This is a genomic window from Saccharophagus degradans 2-40, assembly GCF_000013665.1.
Taxonomy (GTDB): domain Bacteria; phylum Pseudomonadota; class Gammaproteobacteria; order Pseudomonadales; family Cellvibrionaceae; genus Saccharophagus; species Saccharophagus degradans.
Map to the genome: position 1 here is coordinate 127,415 of NC_007912.1, position 21,073 is coordinate 148,487.

Consider the following 21,073-nt stretch of genomic DNA (forward strand, 5'->3'; position numbering starts at 1 on the left):
TTTATAAGATACATTTATTATGCATCTTATAAAGATGCATGTATATTACATCTTAAGGCGAGTGACTTATTTTTGATTTAACGCAACCGCAACAATTGTTAATTGGAGCGGGGTATGGAGAAGAGTATGGATTATCGCAAGGTACTACTAGCTGCCCATGTGGCAATGGCTGTGGCGTTCATTATTTGTGTTGGCGCTGTTTTGGTAGCGTATGTTTACTACGAATCTTTTAGTTTGCTGCAGCAGGTGGGCGCGCACATATTACTTATTGTTTCACCCGCTGCGTTAAAACTTGGGTATGTTGCGCGCCTTACCGCGTTGCATCGCTTGGGTTTGGCTGTGAACTAGCATTCACTTTGTTGGTTTATTTGCGCTAAGGCTAAGCCGTTAGGTGTATTATCGTGTTGCGAGCAGTGAATAAAGCGTTTAAAAATAGCTTAAAAAATAATAGCAACATGATTAGGAGAGGCCGATGGAAGGCTTGGTGGTACTGGCAGTACTTATACCCTTAGCGCTGTTAGTAGGTTGCGTACTGGGTTTTGTGGCTTTTGTGCAGCTTGGTAAGGTGCGAGCCGAAGTGGCGCAACTAAAGCAGCAGCTAGAAAAAGCGATTAGCGAAAGTGCATTTGCCAAACCGTCACCCACCCCGCCACAAGCCGCATCCACACCTACTGAAGCTAGCACTGCCAGTAGCGAGCCGCGCTTTGGGCCCAAGCCAGCCGTTTCCGAGCCGCGCGTGGCTACGGCGCCGCGTGTTGCCGAGCCAGAAATCAAGCAGGCACTTATTCAGCAACAAATAGCTACGCAGCCAATAGCCGACACATCGCAGCGAGTAGATATTGGTAAACCCATTGAATTACATCCCCGCACAGCGTCTAACACTTCTTCAAGCCCTGCGCGCGCACCTAGTACTCCTTCGCCTTTTATTACCCATTTAACCCAGCATTGGATGGTATGGTTGGGTGGTTTTTGCGTTGCCTTGGCGGGTATTTTTCTTGCCAAATACTCTATAGAGCAAGGCCTGTTGGGGCCTGTTGCCCGCGTGGCAATGGGGGTGGTTACTGGCCTGGCTTTACACGCTGGTGCTGTATGGTTGCGCGCTAAGTACGGTGCTCACCCCGCGCTGGCAGCGTTGGCGGGCGGTGGCAGTATTACGCTGTTTGCCGCGTTGCTGGCGGCGCTGCATTTTTACAATATGTTTAGCCCGCTAACGGTATTTGCTCTGTTGGCTGTGGTTGCCCTTATTACCATGTGGCTGGCACTACAGCATGGCCCCGTATTGGCGGTAATAGGTATGTTGGGGGCTTATACGGTGCCGGTAATGGTATCTACTGGCAGTGGCAATATTGTTGCGGCTATGGCGTATGCGCTTATTATTTCTGCATCGGTACTTTTATTGTTGCGCCATATTAAAGCCCCTTGGTTGTGGTGGGGGCTTATGGCGGGCGGCATGTTTTGGTGGGCTATATCGCTTACTAGCTCGCAACCAGATGGTTGGCGCGGGCTGTATCTCGCCATTCTTGCTTACGGTTTAATTGCGTTTGTAGATAGCAACTGGCGCTTGGCAAAAAGCGTGGCTGCCGGTGTGTGGCCATTTAGCCAATCATTCAAACAAGAGGCAAGCAACGCACTTACGCAAACAGGCTTAAATAGTTGGTTAGCACCTAGCTTACTTATTGTTGTGGCCGCGCAAATTATTAGTGCCCTTGTGCAGGGCTGGCAGGGGCAATGGTTAAACTGGGGGCTGTTAGCGGCGTTATTATTGTGGCTTGCAGGTAAGCAGCCAAAGTACACCGGGTTGGTGTGGCTGTTATTTGTAGGCCACTGGCTGGCAATTTTATTGCCCCAATTGTACGAAAGTGATGGCCAATATTATTTCGAGTTACTTGCGCCGCAAGTTGTACCTGCACTTTTTAAACACCTGTTAATTTTTACGGTTTTATTTGTTGGCTTGGCGTTTCGTAACTTAGCCCTTGGTTTTGCTAAAAACTGGTGGGCGGCCATGGTGGCTATGGTGCCTGTGCTTGGTTTGCTATTGGCAAATTTATTGGGTGCGGCGTTCAGCTCCGATTGGCATTGGGCGCTGTTGGCCTTTGCGTTGGGGGCTAGCTACGTTGGCTTGGCGGTAACCGGCATTCAAAAAAATTGGACTCAAGAATTATATGTATGGCTATTTTTAGCTGGCCATTTTGCCTATTCGTTTGCCGCTACGCTTATGTTGCAGCAAGCAACCCTCACGCTGGCAATTGCCGCGCAAATTGTGTCTATTGCATGGCTTATTCGCCGGTTTGAAGTAACACATATTGGCTGGTTATTAAAAACGGTAGTGGTATTGGTAGTGGTGCGCTTAACGCTCAACCCGTGGTTGGCAAGTTACCCAGCCGATGCCCATTGGCCATTGTGGACATTTGGTGGGGCAACACTATTTTGTGTAGTGGCTGCGCGCTGGCTAAATGGTTACCAAGCGTTGGCGCGTTGGGCCGAAGCCGCCGCTTTGCATTTATTAGTGCTTACGCTGTGGGCAGAGGCGCGCTATTGGCTTTACGATGGCGCAACCTTTCATGCTGCGTTTACCTTCAACGAAGCCATTCTTAACTGTTTATTGTTTGCAAGCTTGGCGCTGGTGTATCACTACAAAGCCAGCGTAAGTGCACATATGGCAAGTTGGTATCGCGCTTATTCGGTTGTGCAAATGGGGGTGGCATTCATTAATTACGGTTTGTTGGTGGTTGCGCCGTTTATGTATGCATCGTGGCTAAGCACTTCGGTGGGCGAAACACCCATATTCAATATTCTACTTATTGCTTACGGCTTGCCTATTGGTTTGGCGTACCTGTGTTACCGTTTTTATCTACCGCGCTGGCGCCAACCGGCTTTGGTGTTTGGCGCTGTAGCCAGTTTTATTTTTATCTCGTTAGAAATTCGTCACCTGTGGCAGGGCCATATAGATATGAATACCGCAACGGGGGTAGGTGAGTTGTATACCTATTCTATTGTGTGGTTGTTACTTGCCGTAGGCGCGTTATTGGCGGGTAGTTGGAAGTTGGGCAAGCGCTGTTACCAGGGCGGCTTAATGTTATTGGCATTGGTAATTGTAAAAATATTTATTGTAGATATGGCAGGGCTTGATGGCTTATTGCGCGTTGCTTCATTTATGGGGTTGGGCTTGGCTTTACTCGCGGTGGCGTTTTTACATCAGAAGTTAAGTTCTAATTTAGAACCTAATAACGAGCAGAAATCGTCAGATGAATTTTTTACTTCACAAGCAGACGATTAACGCCGCGCCAATTTGTTGACTATATTGCGTTGGTTTAATACTAAAGCGTTAGTACACCAGTGAAACATCAGGCCTTAGTGTTGCATCACGTTGCGCTAAAAATAATGAATAAATTTAGTCGTTAAAAAAAGCGAAAAAATTTAGATAAATCTTGGTAGAAATTTAGAGAAAGCTATATCCTATGCGCCTTCTAAAGAGGGGCCTGCGGGAAGCGGGTTGCTTTATTGGGATGATGTACTGGCCAACACCTTAGTGTGATTGGCACCGAAACACTATTTGCAAGTGTGCATTGCAAAGCCAAGGGAGCGTTATGAGTTTAAGATTAAAATTCAACCTAGTTATGTTAATAACACTGGCTATAGGAATTGGCTTGGCGTACATAACCAGTAAACGCATCCTTGAAGACAATGCCAAGCAAGAAGTGCTGCTTAACGCAGACATAATGATGGAAATGGCCAAAGGCATTCGCGGCTACACCGTGGATGAAGTAAAGCCAATAATTCAGGCTGGCGGCCACGAAGAATTCATTAAACAAACGGTGCCTGCCTATGCGGCCACCCGCAATTTCGAGCGTTTGCGCAAGCGCTTCCCAGAATTTACCTACCAAGAAGCCACGCTTAACCCAACTAACCCCGCGCACCGGGCCACCGATTGGGAAAAAGGCATAGTGGATTACTTTACCAGTAACCCCAGCGCCACCGAATACAGCGGCATTAAAGAAACCGCTACAGGCAAGCTGCTTTACACAAGTCACCCCCTGCGTATTACCAACCCAAAGTGTTTAGATTGCCACAGCACCCCAGAAGCTGCGCCTGCCGCCATGCTAGAGCTGTACGGTCGCGAAAACGGCTTTGGCTGGGAATTAAATAGCGTAGTAGGTGCACAGATAGTTTACGTGCCAATGAGCATACCCTTAGAGCGCGCTCGCATAGCTTTAAAAATATTTATTATTTCGCTTACGGCTATTTTTGTATTTATTTGGCTATTGCTAAATATTCTATTGCACTTTGTGGTTATTCGACCTGTGACGCGTATGGCAGAACAAGCAAATTTAATCAGCAAGGGCCAAATAGATGTGCCAGAGTTTGAAGTAAAAGGCAGTGATGAAATCGCCTCCATGGCATCATCATTTAATCGCATGCACCGCAGCTTAGCTAGCGCGGTAAAACTTATTAAGAAACAACGCACAACAACTGTACGCAGCAAATAGGGAATATTGCTACCGCTATGTTAGAGCAAATTGGCAAATACAAAATTACGCGCGTTATTGGCAAAGGTGCCATGGGTGTGGTGTATGAAGCCTTTGACCCCGATATAGAACGGCGCGTAGCAATTAAAATGCTTAAAGCTAATGGCGTAGAGCAAAAGCTGGTAGAAGAGTTTCAGGCGCGTTTTAAAATAGAAGCGCAAGCCGCCGCCCGCTGCATGCACCCCAATATAGTTACCATATTAGAATACGGCTCGCTGCACGATGCGCCCTATATGGTAATGGAATATTTACAGGGTATATCGCTTGCCGATTTGCTGCGCAGTAACCAGCCGCTTAAATTTAATCGCGTATTGCGTATTTTTTCGCAAGTATTAAAAGGCCTGCATTTCGCTCACCAAAAGGGTGTAGTTCACCGCGATGTTAAGCCATCTAACATTATGGTGTTAAAAAACGACGCCATTAAAATTACCGATTTTGGTATTGCGCGCGTCCCCCTTTCTAACGATGTTACTCAGCTGGGCTTCTCTGTTGGCACGCCAAATTATATGGCGATAGAGCAGCAGGCTAATTCCAAGGTAGATGGTCGTGCAGACTTATTTGCGCTGTCGGTTATTTTATTAGAGCTATTGGCAAAGGTACCTTTCTCTAAAAAGATTGAGCACAAAACCCTATCGCCTAGCGGCATTTATATAACCCCTAAGGTAGATATGAATCAGCCGGTGCCACTGCCCTTTAAAGCTGTATTACAGCGCGGCCTAGCAGCAAAACGCGAACATAGGTTTGCGGATGCTAAAGCCTATGCCGCTGCGCTTAAAAAAGCGATGCTAGAAATTAAAATGATTACAGGTGGCAACAACGAACGCACCGATGCACACATTTACCAAAAGCAAATAGAGCCAGAAATTCGCGCCAGCCATTTGCAAGAGCTAGAACATATTCTTGCCCAATACGTTGGCCCTATTAGCAAAAGCTTAATAGATGTTTACGCCGAGCAAGTAGGCGACATAGACGAGCTGGTGCAGCAACTCGCCGAAGAAATACCCTCAGAGCAAGATCGCACCCAGTTTATAAAAACCTGGAAAAACGGCAAAAGTGCCATCGCCATTCGCAATGAATCGCGCGAGCGCGAACAAAGCTCTGGCAGCGTAATGGTTAGGCCGGCAAGAGCCAACCCTGCCCATACTTATGTGCCCATGCTTAACCAAGAAGCCTATCAAAAAGTAGAAGCCGTATATGCCGACTTTGTAGGCCCCATGGCAGATATCCTACTGCAAGAAGGCCTCGACACCGCCGATTCGTTCGATGAACTGGTGGATATGCTTTTAGAATCTATCCCCAATAAAAACGATCAAACCGACTTTATAGTTAAAGTAAAACAGCTCGCCGTACCTTAGCAGCCTACCCATCGCCCAGCTAAAACCACACAAAAGTTAGGGGTAACGCCCAAATTAGCGTATTATGCGCCCCCGAAAAGGCGCGTAACTGGCGTGCTGTACCTATTATTTTTGCAGGGTAAATACTATGTCCATATTAGCCGACCTACAGAAACGCGCGTCTTCCAAATGTGAATTGTGCAGTGCAGAGGGCGAACTCGCCGTGTACGAAGTACCGCCAGAAAGCAACGGCACAGCCGACCAATGCGTACTACTGTGCCCAACCTGTAGCACACAAATAGACAACCCCGAGCAAGTAGATGCAAACCACTGGCGCTGCCTAAACGACAGCATGTGGAGCCAAATCCCCGCGGTACAGGTTATGGCCTATCGCATGCTAAGCCAACTAAGCGCAGAAGGCTGGCCGCAAGATTTGCTAGATATGCTCTACCTCGACGACGACAACCTAGCCTGGGCCAAAGCCGGCTTGCCATCCGAAGATGATGTAGTACACCGCGACTGCAACGGCGCCATCCTCGCCGCCGGCGATAGCGTAACCCTAATAAAAGACCTAAACGTAAAAGGCGCAAACTTCACTGCAAAACGCGGCACCGCCGTACGCGGCATATCATTAGTACAAGATAACCCCGAACACATAGAAGGCCGCGTGAACGACCAGCGTATTGTTATTCTTACTAAGTTTGTTAAGAAGAATTAGTGGTTAAATAAAGCTGCGTTTTGTGGCGCAGCTTTAAGAGAAAAGTTTATGGAAATTAGTTTGTAGCCGAAGTGCCATAAAAATCTTCGCGTATTGAATCTGGAATAATTCCATCTAATTTGGGTAAACCCATTTCGCTTCGCGTAGCGTTAAATTTATTTAATTGCCTTTTAGTCCTAGTATTAATTCTTTCCCACTCTGCATCAGTAAGCTCAACTTCGTAAGCGCTTATTGTTGCAATTTTAAAACTTTCTGCGAGGGGGTCACCTTTTTTACGAGGGCAGTATCAAACCTGAGACACCCACTCCTACCATTTTCGCGATCTGGCCATCCCTTAAAATTCCGGATACCTATATTTTAACTAGGTTGATCGAATTGATGCGCTTCCGACTCTTCAACGAGTGGGTGTCTTATCTTTTCGTGTTACCTTTACCCTTATAAGACTTCATCTCCCTCCAGATCTCGTTTCCCTCCCGTGTACCAGTCATTATATCGATCTCTCTTGTGAATTGACGATAAGCATGTTCATTCGGTAGAACTCTTGATTTAAAACAATGACTGTCTTAGTTTTGTTAATTTAGTTTTTATTAATCGTAATTTATTTACCTTCCATTTTCTTAATAACTTCCCGAAACCTTGCTACTTGATCCGACTCTTGAATCCAAGCGATTACGTAATAGCCGAAATTTCTATCGCACTTCCTTTCCACCGCCGTTAATACTATAGCTCCGTGTGTAAGCTTTTCCTGCTTGGCTTTCTTGCCATATAAATCATGTTCGATAATATCCGGCAACACATTAATAGATTCCTTTTGGAGTTTATATTTCAAGTACTCATTATCTGGAGAAAACTTTATCCCCAAATACATAATAGCCCGCATGTGCTCTTTGATCTGCTTGTCGATACGGATTTTCTCTTCCTTCAGGCTTTCAAGGTTGTCGTATGAGGCTTTTTCATATTCACCATCTGTCAAATCTTGAATATGGATATATACCATATTGCAGAAAGCCCATTCTTCTACACAAATCCCAGACACCCACTTTCACAAACCCCAGACACCCACTCTAACCATTGACACCCCATCAATGCAACGCTATAAATAACTGTATATTCAGACAGGAGGTCGACATGCCCAAACCAAGGAAAATGCTGGTTTCTTTAGATGCCACACCATATTATCACTGCACTTTACGCTGTGTACGCAGGGCCTTTTTATGTGGCTTTGATACGGTAACCAACAAAAAGCAGATCTAGGACAGGCACTCTTTGAGTAAATACGGATTACGCATAAACCGTGGCTGTCTCATTGTGTCATTACCTAGGGTTTCTATGGCAGCTTGGCATCAAACCCGAGACACCCACTCCTACCATTTTAGCGATCTGGCCATCCCTTAAAATTCCGGATACCTATAATTTAACTAGGTTGATCGAATCGATGCGCTTCCGATTCCTCAACGAGTGGGTGTCTTATCTTTTGTTGCTAAGCATATGTTTCTATACACAGCCACATAAATCTCGCTTTTTTGTGGTTGTACAATTCAGCCATCCATTGCCAGTTATATTCACTGAAAGCTAAGTCCGTTAAAAGTATGTAGCTTAATTGATAATCTCTTGTTGCTTTAGGCGCAACAAAAGGTGCGCTAAGTCACAATGAAAAATGCATAAACTCGAGGGTCGTATCGAGCGGTGCTAAACTGCAAAACCCATTTTGGTAACAAGCAGTAAACCTACTTAAGTTTAGTCAGGTTGCTACAACGCTGTTGAATAATGGGACTTAACATCTATCTTGGAATCTAAATGTAGAAAGGAATATCTACTATGCCCCTCAATAAAGACATCCTTATTACTCCCCCAAACAGAGGCATCCCTGTTTACTTTACCGATAATATACGTGATAAAGCGTTAACGCTATTGCAAGCTGAAAAAGAAAGATACTATTACGCTGTTATGGCAATGAAGCATCTAAGGGCGCTTTCGTCTGGTTTAATGGGAAAAGACAATGTATTCATCCCCAATATTAAAGATTTTAAAACGAACTCCTTCCAGAATGTAGTTGTATACGTACCAGGTATAAAGGCCAATGTAGAGCGTCGAGCAGATGGGGGCTTACGCGTAACAGATTTAGTATTGGATGATCATTACTATAAATCTATTGCTCATAAGAGCAAAAATAAGCCTGGTGTATATAGGGTTAGTAAGGGTGGTGCGAATTCAATTGTAGCGAGTTACAAAGCTAATGGGCGAATAACAACTGATAACGCTCGACGTGTTGTGGTTTCTGATACTAATTACGCGTCACCGGAGAAAGCCGCTGAAGAAGCTATGGCGAAACTAGGGGATATTTTTAATAGTGAAGTGGCTTCTCAAGGTAAATTCGATCTTTTTTATTCGCCAGTTGGCTCTAAATTGGGTGGAATGAGGAACTATACTCCAGAACCTATAGTTGAAGGATATGCATTTTCGGGAATTTTAGCTGATGCTATAGAGCGTTCAAAAAATCAAGAGCTAATAGTTTGGGCGTCTGAATTGAGTGGTTCGGTGGTACTTACTCAAGCGTTACAAATATTAGCGACCAAGAAAGTATCATTTAAAGATAAAGATCATTTAGTGAAAATGCATTTACCAACTACAGATCCTAAGCCGGCATTAAGTGCAGCGAATGAAATGGGTATGTTAGTTGACAAGAAACTTGCAAGGGGTAATGGAAACGTGAGAGCTAGTGCGAGTCTCCTTATAACGAATGCTTCCCGGGCCAGAAACCCGAATGACCATTATACGTGGGCAGATTATAGAAATGATATATCGAACGGAACTATGGCTGCATTATCTGCAGCGGGTGCAATAAGTTTTGCTGCGAGTGCAGTGATAAGTTCGCCCTTTCTAGTCTACGCTGGTGCTGTTTCTGGCGGTGCAGGTGCGGCACAGCTAGCCTATAAAACATATAGCAATCTACGAAAAAGAGGGTAACTCGAAATGTTAGATTGGATAAAGTACTTGCCATTCTCCATTAAATATAAAAAGGCAGTTTCAGAAGTTCGTGGACCCTACTTTTCAAAACCCATAAAAAGGAAATGGTTGTTGGGCGATAACGAATTAATGTTTTCTGCACCAAAATCGAATTCAATTTATAGCCTTTCACATAGTGGTAGTAAAATTGAGACGGTAAACCCCAAAAATAAAAATATTTTAGAAGGGAGCTGGGAAACGCTTTACCCTGGTAATGAGCGAGGGCCGGAAAGTGATTGGTTAACTCAGCTTTTTTATTTCGACGCTTGGTTTTTTGTTGGGCCTTGGTTTATAGGTGAGCAAGCACGGCTTAAGGTTAGCGGCATTTTGAATACCGCTATAGAATCATCCAATTTTTATACGGGTAATCTCTTTCATCCCAAGGTTTTTGAAAGCGCGGTAGCTAATTTTTTAGATATTACATATGGCTATAAAAGAAGCGGATCTGGTAAATCGGCTCACTATAGAGGCCCGCTAAGCTGGAAAACTATTCCGATATCATACTGTATTGAATCTGTAGTATGCGATATACACTGCATAGGTAATTCGAGTAAAGATAACCCAACTTTATTGCGTAAAGTTTTCTTCCCAATATCACCAACTCAATTTGTATGTATCAATTTTGATTTTGGTGGAACAGAAATATTCAACGACAAAATTCGCTCAGAACCGCTATTCAAACTATGTGATTCAATTATTAATTCAATAACATTAGATGTGGGCGAAGCAACGAAAGCGGAATGGAATAAGGTTAAGGCTACCTCCCCAGATATGCGTATAACTAATACCTTTGGTGAACTACCTTGGCCAATTAAATACGAAAAGCCTTCGAAAAGCAGAAATGAGTTTGATGTAACCCCGAATCAGAAAAGACTAGCGACATAAAGAACTGGAATATCCCATCTTCCTGTCAACTGAATTATGTTAACTGTAGGCTGTAGTGAGGCGGAGATAGAGCCATTTAAATAAATTTTGGCTGCGCTTTGTAATTCATATACTGGCCCAAACCTTTACTCTTGTAATACAGTGTAATTTGCTATTATCTTGGTGCAGGACTTTTCACTGGTATCCCTCTCTTTATCCAACTAGCAAATCCCAGACACCCACTTTAACCATTGACACCCGATCAATGCAACGCTATAAATAACTGTATATTCAGACAGGGGTTCGATATGCCCAAACCAAGGAAAATGCAGGTTTCTTTAGATGCCACACCATATTATCACTGCACTTCACGCTGTGTACGCAGGGCCTTTTTATGTGGCTTTGATACGGTAACCAACAAAGATTACGAACACCGTCGACAATGGGTTGAAGATCGCATTCATTTATTAGCCGAGGTATTTTGTGTTGATGTATGCGCCTATGCGGTGATGTCTAATCATTTACATCTCGTGCTGCATATCAATCAGCAAAAAGCCTGTGCACTATCGGACTTGGAAGTGTGCCAACGCTGGCATCGGCTGTATAAAGGTACTTTGCTCACCCAACAGTTTGAACAAGGCAAAGCACTTACCCAAGCCGAGCTTGAGGCTGTAAAAGCTAGAATAGAAGTATGGCGCGCGCAGCTGCACGATATTAGTTGGTTTATGCGGGCACTTAACGAGCCGATTGCGCGCATGGCCAATACAGAAGATAACTGCACAGGGAGCTTTTGGGAATCGCGCTTTACTTCGCAGGCGCTATTGGATGAAAAAGCACTAGCAGCGTGCATGGCGTATGTGGATTTAAACCCAGTGCGAGCCAAGATGGCCGCTACACCAGAGGATTCGGAACATACTTCTATCAGGCTGCGTGTAGCGCAGGTAAAAAATAAAAAACAACAACCTACCGCCCTATACCCATTTGTAGGCAACCCACGCCAACCTATGCCCGAAGGCTTACCATTTAAACTGGCCGATTACTTAGAGCTAGTAGATTGGACAGGCCGAGCAATGCGCGCCGATAAACGCGGCGCCATTAATACAAGCTTACCCCCTATTTTAAGTCGCCTTGCAATACCTACTGCAGAATGGCTAACACTCACTACACAATTTGAACAGCGTGTTTCGACGTTTGCCGGTTCCGAGCGTGCCATTCGGTTAGCCGCCGAGGTATTGGGGTATAAAAAACCTCCTTGTGTGGGGCAGGCTAAGCAATTATTTGCCTAGCTCTTTTATTTAATTCTTTAAGACTTTCGCCTTTAGTGGTTTCGCTCGCCTTGAGTTTGGGGTTTTGGCGGGTGGGTCATTTTAACCCTTTGGCTATACCTTAAAATTCCAGATACTAGCAATTAACTAAACTGATCGACCCAGTGCGCTTGCGTTTCTTCAATGAGTGGGTGTCTTATTTTTTCGTTATTTTTTCGATTTTTTCGCAATCGGACTTGGAAGTGTGCCAACGCTGGCACCGGCTGTATAAGGGTACTTTGCTCACCTGCAACATATGACTGTCTTTGTTTTGTGTGTTTTGTGTTAATCGGAATGCCCTCGGCGACTAATTCATCGAGCTATCACTGTGACAACAACACCGACGAGAACCCTTGTACCAGCCGCTTGCCCCCTAACAAACACGCGGTATTTAGCATTAACGCAAAGTTTGCCGCTTGTTTTGTGACAGGTATTCAAATAGTTACCTTCTCTATTTGAGGCGTTACACCATTGTGTTTAGCCTTGATCCACTCGCTACGTATTGTTTACAAACAACAAAGTGAGCCGCACCCAGCTTACCCCCATAAGCTGGGTGTACTGCGCGTAAAAAAATAATCACTGCGCCAACCAACTTAACCGGTTACATCCTAACCATAAGCACTAACCACATAACCCACTACAAAAATAAAAAACCAAGAGGAAAGCTAAATGAAAAAACCACCTAGCCGTTACAGTACGCTGGCCATAACCCTGTGTATGAGTTTATCGCAGGCCGCTATAGCAAAGGATATCTACGTCGCCCCTACAGGAGATGACGCTGGAGCCGGATCGTTTAGCAGCCCCTATCAAACGCTGGCGAAAGCGGCACAAACCGCACAAGCTGGTGATGTCGTTTACCTGCGCGAAGGCACCTATCAGGAAACGCTTCGCCCAGCGAATTCAGGCACAGCCAGTCACCCCATTGTGTTTCAATCCTATCAGAATGAAAAAGTGATCATCAGTGCAATGGAAGCCTTAAGCGGCTGGCAGCAAGACACCTCAAATATTTATAAAACCACGGTGAACTGGGATCTAGGCCAAGAAAATTTTGTGATGCATAAATCTACAGCACTGGATTTAGCCCGCTGGCCAAACAATACCGATGCAGACCCCTTCACGTTAAATTCTAAAAGAAACACAGGGGGAAGTGGCCCCGAGGTAGGCCAAGGTGCTTATATAGAATACGCAGCAGGATTGCCCAATATTAATTGGACTGGGGGTACCGTATTTTATTATGGCGATAAACCCGGTGGCGGTTGGCTAGCGTGGCGCGAGACGATTGTAAGCCACACTCAAACCCGTATAAATATAGACCTTTCTAAAAAGAATCCCGCGTGGGTACGCACCGCACACGACCCGGCAAGCGGCGGAGAATTCTATTTAATGGGCGTAAAAGGTGCTTTAGATTATCAGAACGAATGGTACTTCGATTCAAATACGCGAGAGCTTTTTGTCCAACTGCCCAACGGCGCGCGCCCACAAAATGGCGATATTCAATTTAGAAAACGCCTGCAGACCATTAACTTGGCAAATAGAAGCCACATACACATTAAAAACATTGCTGTTTTTGGTGGCGCTATAGAAATAACCAATAACGCTAATTCTAACCTGCTTTCTGGGGTATCCAGTTTTTATGGCAATGCTACGCTCGGTGTACACACCGGATTTTCGGCGCCAAGCTACAGCGTAAAAATTCAAGGCAGCGATAACCGTATAGAAAACAGTGAAATTGCCTACGGCTCCGGTACTGGGATATACGACAGCGGCACCCGCAGCCAAATTGTGAATAACTACATTCACGATTTTAATACCCTTGGCGACTACAACGCGCCGGTTAACGCGCGCGGCGGAAGTAATACGTTAGTAAAAAATAATCGAATCTCCCGCGGAGGCCGCGACACCATACAAGCTTTTAATCGAGACAGCGAATGGTCGTATAACGATGTTTCCCACAGTAATTTAATAGCCGATGACTGCGGCTTGTTTTACACCGTTGGCGGACCACACAATGTGGAAATCCATCACAACTGGTTTCACGACGCATATTCACACGGCAACAAAAACAAAGCCGCTGGTATTTATTTAGATAACGATGCCCGAGGTTTTAAAGTACACCACAACGTGGTGTGGAACACCGAGTGGACAGGCATTCAAATAAATTGGAACGGCACGGACATAGACGTATTTAACAACACATTATGGAACAACAGTGCCGCTATGGGAGCATGGCACAAAGCCGGGACTGCGTTTTCGGATGTTCGAGTTTGGAACAACCTCTCCAACAGTAATAAGTGGGAGGAGCAAGCCAATAAGCAAAACAACCTTACGGGAACAGGCGATCCGTTTGTGAACAGCCAAGCCGGAGATTTTAGATTAAAAGCCAATACGGCCCCTATCGACTATGGCCGCACTATAGCGGGTACAACCGAGGGGCACAGTGGCGCCAACCCAGATGCTGGTGCGTATGAATACGGCGCAACCGCTTGGAAAGCAGGCGTCACATGGGATATAACCAAAGGCGCAGCCAACCGCTGCTATCAACTTCCCGGTGAGGTTTGCTTTGATGACACCGATACCGGCGGAGACATTGGTGAGCTACCCGGTAAAGTAGAAGCCGAAAACTACGCCCACTACTACGACACCACCCCCGGTAATATTGGCGGCGCCTACCGCAACCAAGATGTAGATATTCAGCCCACCACCGATACACTAGGTGGCTACAACGTAGGCTGGATTAACGCTGGCGAGTGGTTAGAATACGACATCGATGTCACTCAGGCGGGGCGCTATGATGCCGAGCTTAGAGTAGCCTCTAAACTGGGTGCGGGCCAAGTAGCCATAGCCATAGATGGGGTCGCTAGAGGCGAAGCGTTAACGATTCAGTCGACGGGCGATTGGCAAAATTGGGCAACCCTAACAACTCAACTAGGGTATTTAGAAGCAGGGCTACATACGCTGCGGGTATCCGCTATGAGCGGTGGCTTCAATCTAAATTGGTATAACTTCACTAAACAAGTAAGCTTTGGGGAAACCGCCGTAGGCTTCACCAACACTCCTCCTACACGTATACCAGCTACAAGGCATCAGAGCTTTTCTGTGGATTATGTTGCCAACGAGCCGCGAGAACTGTTCTTATTATTTTTCAACCCCGACTGGAGTTGGGTAGCCTCGACAAAAACAACCGTAGAGCCCGGTAAAGCTTCTACCACGTTGCAATTAAACCTTCCCTTTGTGCCAACCGCTGTGCAAGCATTTAACGTTAAATTAGAAAATCGCCCCATAGGCGCCAACTGGGATAACCCGAACAATGTCGAAGCGCACGCTGCCGTTACCACGCAAGCAGCACCGCTACAACATAACGGTGGCTTCGAAAACGGTGGCACCTCGGGTTGGAATGGATACGGTAGCCATGCACTTAGCACAGAAGCCCACAGCGGCAGCTATGCAGGCAAAGTAACCGGTGGCCCCTCCGCGTTTTCGCAAACTATTCCCAACCTTACCCCAAACACCACCTACAGCCTCTCGGCTTTTGTTAAAGCACGCGCTGGTCACACGGGGTTTTTAGGCGTTAAAGAATATGGAGGCCAAGAAACGAGCCTGATAGTAAACAGCACCCACTATCAAAAGAAAACCATCACCTTCACCACCGGCCCCAACGCCAGCTCGGCAAAAATTTATTTATACGTTAGGGATAACAACCATGTGGCGTTTATTGATGAGTTAGTCATTGTGAAAGTGTACTAGAGGCAGACGAAGCAACTCCAATTCAATCTGCAAGTTGTTGGTGTAGGTTGGATTGGAACGTAAATAATAGGATATAGACCACTAGTCTGCCGGTTATGAAAATATTTTCAGTCGTTAGGACATCGAGATAAGCATACCCAAACGACAAACCCGAGACACCCACTCCTACCATTTTAGCGATCTGGCCATCCCTTAAAATTCCGGATACCTATATTTTAACTAGGTTGATCGAATCGATGCGCTTCCGATTCTTCAACGAGTGGGTGTCTTATCTTTTCATGAGTGGGTGTCTAATTTATTCTCCTTAACTAATGTCTGCCTCTAATTCTTAAACAAAAATAAAAATCAAACTAATAGGAATAAAAAATCAGGCAGTAGTTAAGATTTCTTTAACTACTGCCTGTCTTGATTATTCCCCGAATCTTGAAGGTTAAAAACGAATTTATTTTTTAGCGGCCCCGATGTGACCGCCTTTCCATTATTTACAGCAGGAAGGTAAACAAACTTTTTGGCGGCTTTTATCGAAGATTTTACAAACATTTCGTCGGATGCTTCGACTACAGAAACCTTTTTGACCTTACCTCTAGATGAAACCAAATAACTGACAATGACATAGCCATCCAGATCGAGTTCAATAGCTTTTTTAGGGAGCGTGGGGCCGTACTTCAATATAGGTATAGCCTCTCTATCGACACGGCCATATAATATATTCATATACTCCTTGGGGCAGTTATTTAATTTAGGCTCATACTCAACATGCTTGCCGTGAAGGTAGTATCCAATAAATAATTTCCTACACGCAACTATCAAATCTGCTCTCTGTTCAGGGTTGGTCCAATTCGTCACCCCGTAATAGAAATACTTTAGCGAAAGCTCTTTTTCGCCCTTACCAAAATAGTAGCTGCCGTTACTTAATATCTGCGTCCTAAACTCTGGATCATCATTATTCTCCTCAGCCACAGCGAAACCGCTGAGGTTGAGCATGATTATCGCTAATATTGTTCTAATATAATTCATAGTGTTAATGTGTGCCTGTCCTTAGTTTTCTCTTCCAACTCTTTACTTTGAAGAATAATCGTAAGCAATAGTGCAGCAAGAGCAAAAAAACTAAGTATTGGATTTAGAGTTCCCCCAATGAAGTCACCGAAGGTCCCCAGCGTTCATGCTCATTACTTAATGAGCATGCAAAGTTCATAAAGTAGAACACAATTACAACGATAACAATTCCAGTTGCAACTGAAAATATCCATGCCAATGACGAGAATACTTGACCTGAAGTCATTGATTTATGGACAAATCCGAGACACCCACTCCTACCATTGAAGAATAATCGTAAGCAATAGTGCAGCAAGAGCAAAAAAACTAAGTATTGGATTTAGAGTTCCCCCAATGAAGTCACCGAAGGTCCCCAGCGTTCATGCTCATTACTTAATGAGCATGCAAAGTTCATAAAGTAGAACACAATTACAACGATAACAATTCCAGTTGCAACTGAAAATATCCATGCCAATGACGAGAATACTTGACCTGAAGTCATTGATTTATGGACAAATCCGAGACACCCACTCCTACCATTTTCGCGATCTGGCCATCCCTTAAAATTCCGGATACCTATATTTTAACTAGGTTGATCGAATCGATGCGCTTCCGATTCTTCAACGAGTGGGTGTCTTATCTTTTCGTGGAGGCTGAAGGCCGGAGCGGTGTTTGAGCGAATTGTTACATGTTTTACGCCCATGAGACACCAAGTGGTAATTTAAAACTACTGTACTCCAAGTGTAAAACTCGACGCTGAGTCGGAAATATAGCCTTACTAGATGAGTGCAGTATATGTGGGCGCATTACCAAAGCCGAGCCTGCTGGAGCTTCACATGCAACCGCCTCATGACTTTGAGTGTACTTTTTTATAGCACAGGGATCTAGGATGCCTAGCTTATGACTATTTGGCAAAACTTTTAGACACCCATTCTCAAGGCAAGTATCATCCAGATGAATTCGAAAGGTTACCATTTGCTCTAACACACTCACCGGCGGCTGGACGTGGAGAACTTCATCTTTAATACTCCAAGGCCCCCATCCATTCTCTTCGATTTTTTCAGATACGGTTACAGTTCGATCTTGGTGCCATGTAACCAGCCAGTTATTCTCGGATGTTTTATTGAACAATATTGCGCGAACTAAACTTGCGTCACCTGAAAGGTATTTATTTACATAGGCCATCAACTCATCAGACGCTGCAATATTGCGGATAGATGAATATTTTTTCTCTGCATTTCTAATTCCGCCAGCTTTATCAGGGAAGCTGACATCCATTAATTCGCTATTTATAGAATTGAGCTGATTGTCAGATAAAAAATCATCTATCAATTCATATCCAACTTTTAAGCCTGGCACTAAGTTTGATCCTTGGTTGACATTGTAACATCGCGCTCCGGAACGTCGGTCCAAGCCGCGAAGCCTTAATGCGCATGTTAGGTTTTGTTGAAAAAAGAAATTACGTCTGGCTCACGGAATCTTTTAGCTAGTGACCCCAAGTTCACATATACTTCCTCTAGATTTCGGCACGCAAGAATAAACTTGCCACTTTCTCTAACATGAAAATATTCAACTTCCGGTTTTCGATACCTGCCGTCATTGACATGAAGCTCGATTAGAAATCCATTTAGCACTAAAGATTGAATTGTTATACAACCATCATAACGGCCACGACTCAAGGGCATTAAAACCCCTGGGTAATATGAACCCCGATAGTTCAACCTAGAAATAACTATCGAGTATTCATTTTGAGAAACGAAACTTCCCTCGTGAAGGATATTTCTAAATAGTTCAGCGTAAGGCCCAAGCTCATACTCCGAGAACATGTGCAGCTTTGAGATACTCATACGCCAAAATATAGATAGAACCGCCAGCTTTATGTGCAGATAATTAAAGCCTCCAACAAGTTCAATACCCGCAGTTTCTGTAACCGTTAGCTTTTGATAACTCTTGGCAGACAACTCCTTCACAACCAAACTAAAAGAACCTTCCCAAAGAGATAACTTGGTTTCACATTTTTGGCATAGCAGCCTCTCTCGATATCCACACTGCTCCCACTTAATGTTTTTGTTGTCGATTGCTATCGGTTTGAACACATGCTTCTGATTATATATTTTTTCATAAGCAAACTCTGGGACGATATGTGACTTTCTAATTTCTATGTTTTTCTCAAAGCATAGACGACAGTCACCTAAATACGAAGCCATGACACTCCCTCGAAATTAACGCCGTTATAACCTGCATATTGGGTAGAGTGTGGCGCGCTGCAACAATGAGCGCAGCGTAGCCCAAAATGTCACGTTAATTATTTGGTTATGCACCAATTGCATATTTATAAATACTCTTACTATTCTTTTTAGGCCTAACAATTTATCTCTTTAATACTACGGCTCTATACCCGTACCTCCACAGTGTTGGCATTCTATTGGCTGGTAAACGAGACCTTCATTTTCACCGAGGTCATTAATATTCTGAATATTAGGCTTTCCCACTCTAGTTCCATTACAAACTGTACATTCCATTTCTTCATTATCGTCATTCATTTCTTTGCTTCTGATTCGTTGGCTGCCTAACATTGTAATTTACGCCACAGGCATACACCGCCAGAGCGCCTATATCCGGTATATATCCCTAAACATAACTTCAAACAATTTGGATACCAGCCCCAGCTATATCTTAGCTGCTCAACCCTGCCGCTCGTTATCAGGCGTCGCTGTACCCGCAGCCACCCTCAATGTAGCTTACTCAAACTCTATGTGTGAACCAGTTAACGTTTTTAAGTTTATAACAGAATTCCTACCCTAGATATATACATGGCACAAAATTCAACCGATATGCGTGTGTTAACTAATTTTATTCGGTTTAACAAGTTGCTGGCTTAAGTGGGCCTAAGGAATTTATTGGTATGGTTTAGCAAACCGCTTACCTAATCCGCTTTTATTTTCATAGGCACTTCAACACCGTCCTGTGCCTTGCCATCTTTTGTGCGTATTACGTAAATGTTTTGCTCTTTCGCTAGGTCTGGAAAAACGAGCCATTGAATTCTTGCGCCCAAATCCAATTGCTTCGAGTCTTTGGTGTACACCGTGATGCGTCTGCTCGATAGGTTGAACTCCAAGTAATCTATTTCACAATTCAATTCTTTGCCGTGAAAGATGTAATTTATGGCTTTGCCGCGGTCGCAGTAAATATCGAATTCTTGATGCGATTCGAAAAGTGAATTTTGTGGGGCATTACTTTCTTCGGAATTATTTTCGTTGTCGTAGTTGTCTAACTGCTTTAAACAAAATGTTATTAGGCTATCTAGTAGCGCCTTTTTAATTATTGGGTGTTTATTGGAATTTAGCGTATACCAGCATACATATTTACGCATAAAACTAATGGACGATTCTCTATCCTCTTCCTTTTTAAAAGAACGTAGAAGAAGCTCGCCGAATGACGTTACCGTTGATGAAAATAATAGAATAACTAAAGCGAAGCATAGCGATATGGCAAGTAAAGCAAGCGCTTGGGTAAGTGTTGGGCTACTATAAATAAATACTGCACACAGAAACACGCCAGCCTTTAGGTAATTTATTGTGGTTAACGTTTTTCGGTAGTTTGATTTAGGGTAATGCCTATCTAGGCAATCCTGTTGTGATTCGCCTTTACTTAGCGTTTCTATGGCATCTACAAAATGGTTTATCCATATTTTTTGGGTGGCGGGGGTGTGGCCACCTCTTAAACAGAACTTTTTAGCTACAGCCAGAGGGGGGAATGCTTTAAACCATTCTGGCTTTGCGTGCTTGAATGCAAAGTTGTCGGCCTCCATCTCATCTGCTATTTGGCAGTTTAATGTATTGGAAGACCTTAAAAAGGTGTTTACTGCTTCAAGAAGCAGTAATAGAAAAACAATAGCCAAACCAATTAAACTAAAGCCATCTCTATAAAGCACAAAAAGCGCAGCGCATAAAACAACGAGTAGGCCAATTGTCGAGTTGTATTTACTAAGGGATATTGCCCTCATATTTAGATGGCCAATTTCGTGTAACAACTGGAACTTTTGCAAGCCACTCATTTTCTCGTATTTGCTTGGCACAAATATCCAGTTTCCTAAAAGGGTGGGGAAGGTTACTACTTGAATTGGCAGGGAGTCTTGCGTGGGTATATTGTCTTTGGGTACAAATATTTTTAAAGATTTAAACATCATGCGAAACGACAGAGATGTTTTTTTATCTATCTCTATGCCATCCTTTGCAAGCCCCTGTAACCAATCGTGTTGTGATACCTCTGTAAAGTTACTTGGGTTAATTTTATCGACGAACTTGAACAGCTCAAGCATGCTTTTGCGGTTTGCTAGCAGAGTCATCTCTAGCATAGAAACCGAGGACATATAGATTATTGCCGCTACGACTATTAATAGGCTGTGGAAGGAAAAGCCAAAAAACAACAGGTAGGTTATTTCTAGTGCTACAGGCGCGCTCGAAGAAAAGCTATCAACCAAGAAATCACGTAATTTTCTAAATATATAAATAAAAAACCACATAAAGCATCTCTCCTTTG

Annotated in this window: 14 protein-coding genes and 1 pseudogene; 10 read left to right on the forward strand and 5 right to left on the reverse strand. The window is 44.1% G+C overall.

The window, feature by feature from the left end; translation table 11 throughout:
• Positions 1 to 126 precede the first annotated feature (126 nt).
• From SDE_RS22920 to SDE_RS00545, 5 genes are all read left to right on the forward strand, one after another.
• Positions 127 to 348, forward strand: coding sequence for a hypothetical protein (locus SDE_RS22920; RefSeq protein WP_049762566.1), 222 nt, complete (start codon positions 127 to 129; stop codon positions 346 to 348).
• A gap of 124 nt (positions 349 to 472) precedes the next feature.
• Complete coding sequence (locus SDE_RS00530) at positions 473 to 3,277, forward strand: DUF2339 domain-containing protein (protein WP_011466592.1); 2,805 nt, start codon at positions 473 to 475, stop codon at positions 3,275 to 3,277.
• Positions 3,278 to 3,587: 310 nt separating this feature from the next.
• The gene (locus SDE_RS00535) at positions 3,588 to 4,487 is read left to right on the forward strand and encodes a c-type heme family protein (protein ID WP_011466593.1); all 900 of its coding nucleotides are present in this window, start codon (positions 3,588 to 3,590) and stop codon (positions 4,485 to 4,487) included.
• Positions 4,488 to 4,504: 17 nt separating this feature from the next.
• Entirely contained in the window at positions 4,505 to 5,881 is a 1,377-nt protein-coding gene (locus SDE_RS21010; RefSeq protein ID WP_011466594.1) for a serine/threonine protein kinase, read from the forward strand.
• Between the two features lie 127 nt (positions 5,882 to 6,008).
• Positions 6,009 to 6,578, forward strand: a complete 570-nt coding sequence (locus SDE_RS00545) for a PhnA domain-containing protein (protein WP_011466595.1) — start codon at positions 6,009 to 6,011, stop codon at positions 6,576 to 6,578.
• 598 nt (positions 6,579 to 7,176) lie between these two features.
• Here SDE_RS00545 and SDE_RS00550 read toward each other — a convergent pair.
• Positions 7,177 to 7,575, reverse strand: a complete 399-nt coding sequence (locus SDE_RS00550) for a hypothetical protein (RefSeq protein ID WP_011466596.1) — start codon at positions 7,573 to 7,575, stop codon at positions 7,177 to 7,179.
• 131 nt (positions 7,576 to 7,706) lie between these two features.
• On the opposite strand from SDE_RS00550, the pseudogene SDE_RS22985 reads away from it, so the two are divergent.
• From SDE_RS22985 to SDE_RS21015, 5 genes and pseudogenes are all read left to right on the forward strand, one after another.
• Positions 7,707 to 7,820 (forward strand): annotated as a pseudogene (locus tag SDE_RS22985) (transposase); the annotation flags it as partial.
• Positions 7,821 to 8,396: 576 nt separating this feature from the next.
• Positions 8,397 to 9,545 carry a hypothetical protein gene (locus tag SDE_RS00555; protein WP_011466597.1) on the forward strand — a complete coding sequence of 383 codons (1,149 nt, stop codon included), beginning with the start codon at positions 8,397 to 8,399 and terminating at the stop codon, positions 9,543 to 9,545.
• A 6-nt stretch (positions 9,546 to 9,551) separates the two neighbouring features.
• Positions 9,552 to 10,469 carry a hypothetical protein gene (locus SDE_RS00560; protein ID WP_011466598.1) on the forward strand — a complete coding sequence of 306 codons (918 nt, stop codon included), beginning with the start codon at positions 9,552 to 9,554 and terminating at the stop codon, positions 10,467 to 10,469.
• A 287-nt stretch (positions 10,470 to 10,756) separates the two neighbouring features.
• Positions 10,757 to 11,734, forward strand: coding sequence for a transposase (locus tag SDE_RS00565; protein ID WP_011466599.1), 978 nt, complete (start codon positions 10,757 to 10,759; stop codon positions 11,732 to 11,734).
• A 687-nt stretch (positions 11,735 to 12,421) separates the two neighbouring features.
• Entirely contained in the window at positions 12,422 to 15,496 is a 3,075-nt protein-coding gene (locus SDE_RS21015) for a carbohydrate-binding protein (protein ID WP_011466600.1), read from the forward strand.
• Between the two features lie 393 nt (positions 15,497 to 15,889).
• Here SDE_RS21015 and SDE_RS00575 read toward each other — a convergent pair whose 3' ends face one another.
• The 4 genes from SDE_RS00575 to SDE_RS00595 form a co-directional block, all read right to left on the reverse strand.
• Complete coding sequence (locus SDE_RS00575; RefSeq protein WP_011466601.1) at positions 15,890 to 16,513, reverse strand: energy transducer TonB; 624 nt, start codon at positions 16,511 to 16,513, stop codon at positions 15,890 to 15,892.
• Positions 16,514 to 17,224: 711 nt separating this feature from the next.
• Entirely contained in the window at positions 17,225 to 17,890 is a 666-nt protein-coding gene (locus SDE_RS00580) for a phytanoyl-CoA dioxygenase family protein (protein ID WP_011466602.1), read from the reverse strand.
• Between the two features lie 77 nt (positions 17,891 to 17,967).
• Entirely contained in the window at positions 17,968 to 18,738 is a 771-nt protein-coding gene (locus SDE_RS00585) for a hypothetical protein (RefSeq protein WP_011466603.1), read from the reverse strand.
• A 719-nt stretch (positions 18,739 to 19,457) separates the two neighbouring features.
• Positions 19,458 to 21,056 carry a hypothetical protein gene (locus tag SDE_RS00595; protein WP_011466604.1) on the reverse strand — a complete coding sequence of 533 codons (1,599 nt, stop codon included), beginning with the start codon at positions 21,054 to 21,056 and terminating at the stop codon, positions 19,458 to 19,460.
• Positions 21,057 to 21,073: the final 17 nt, after the last annotated feature.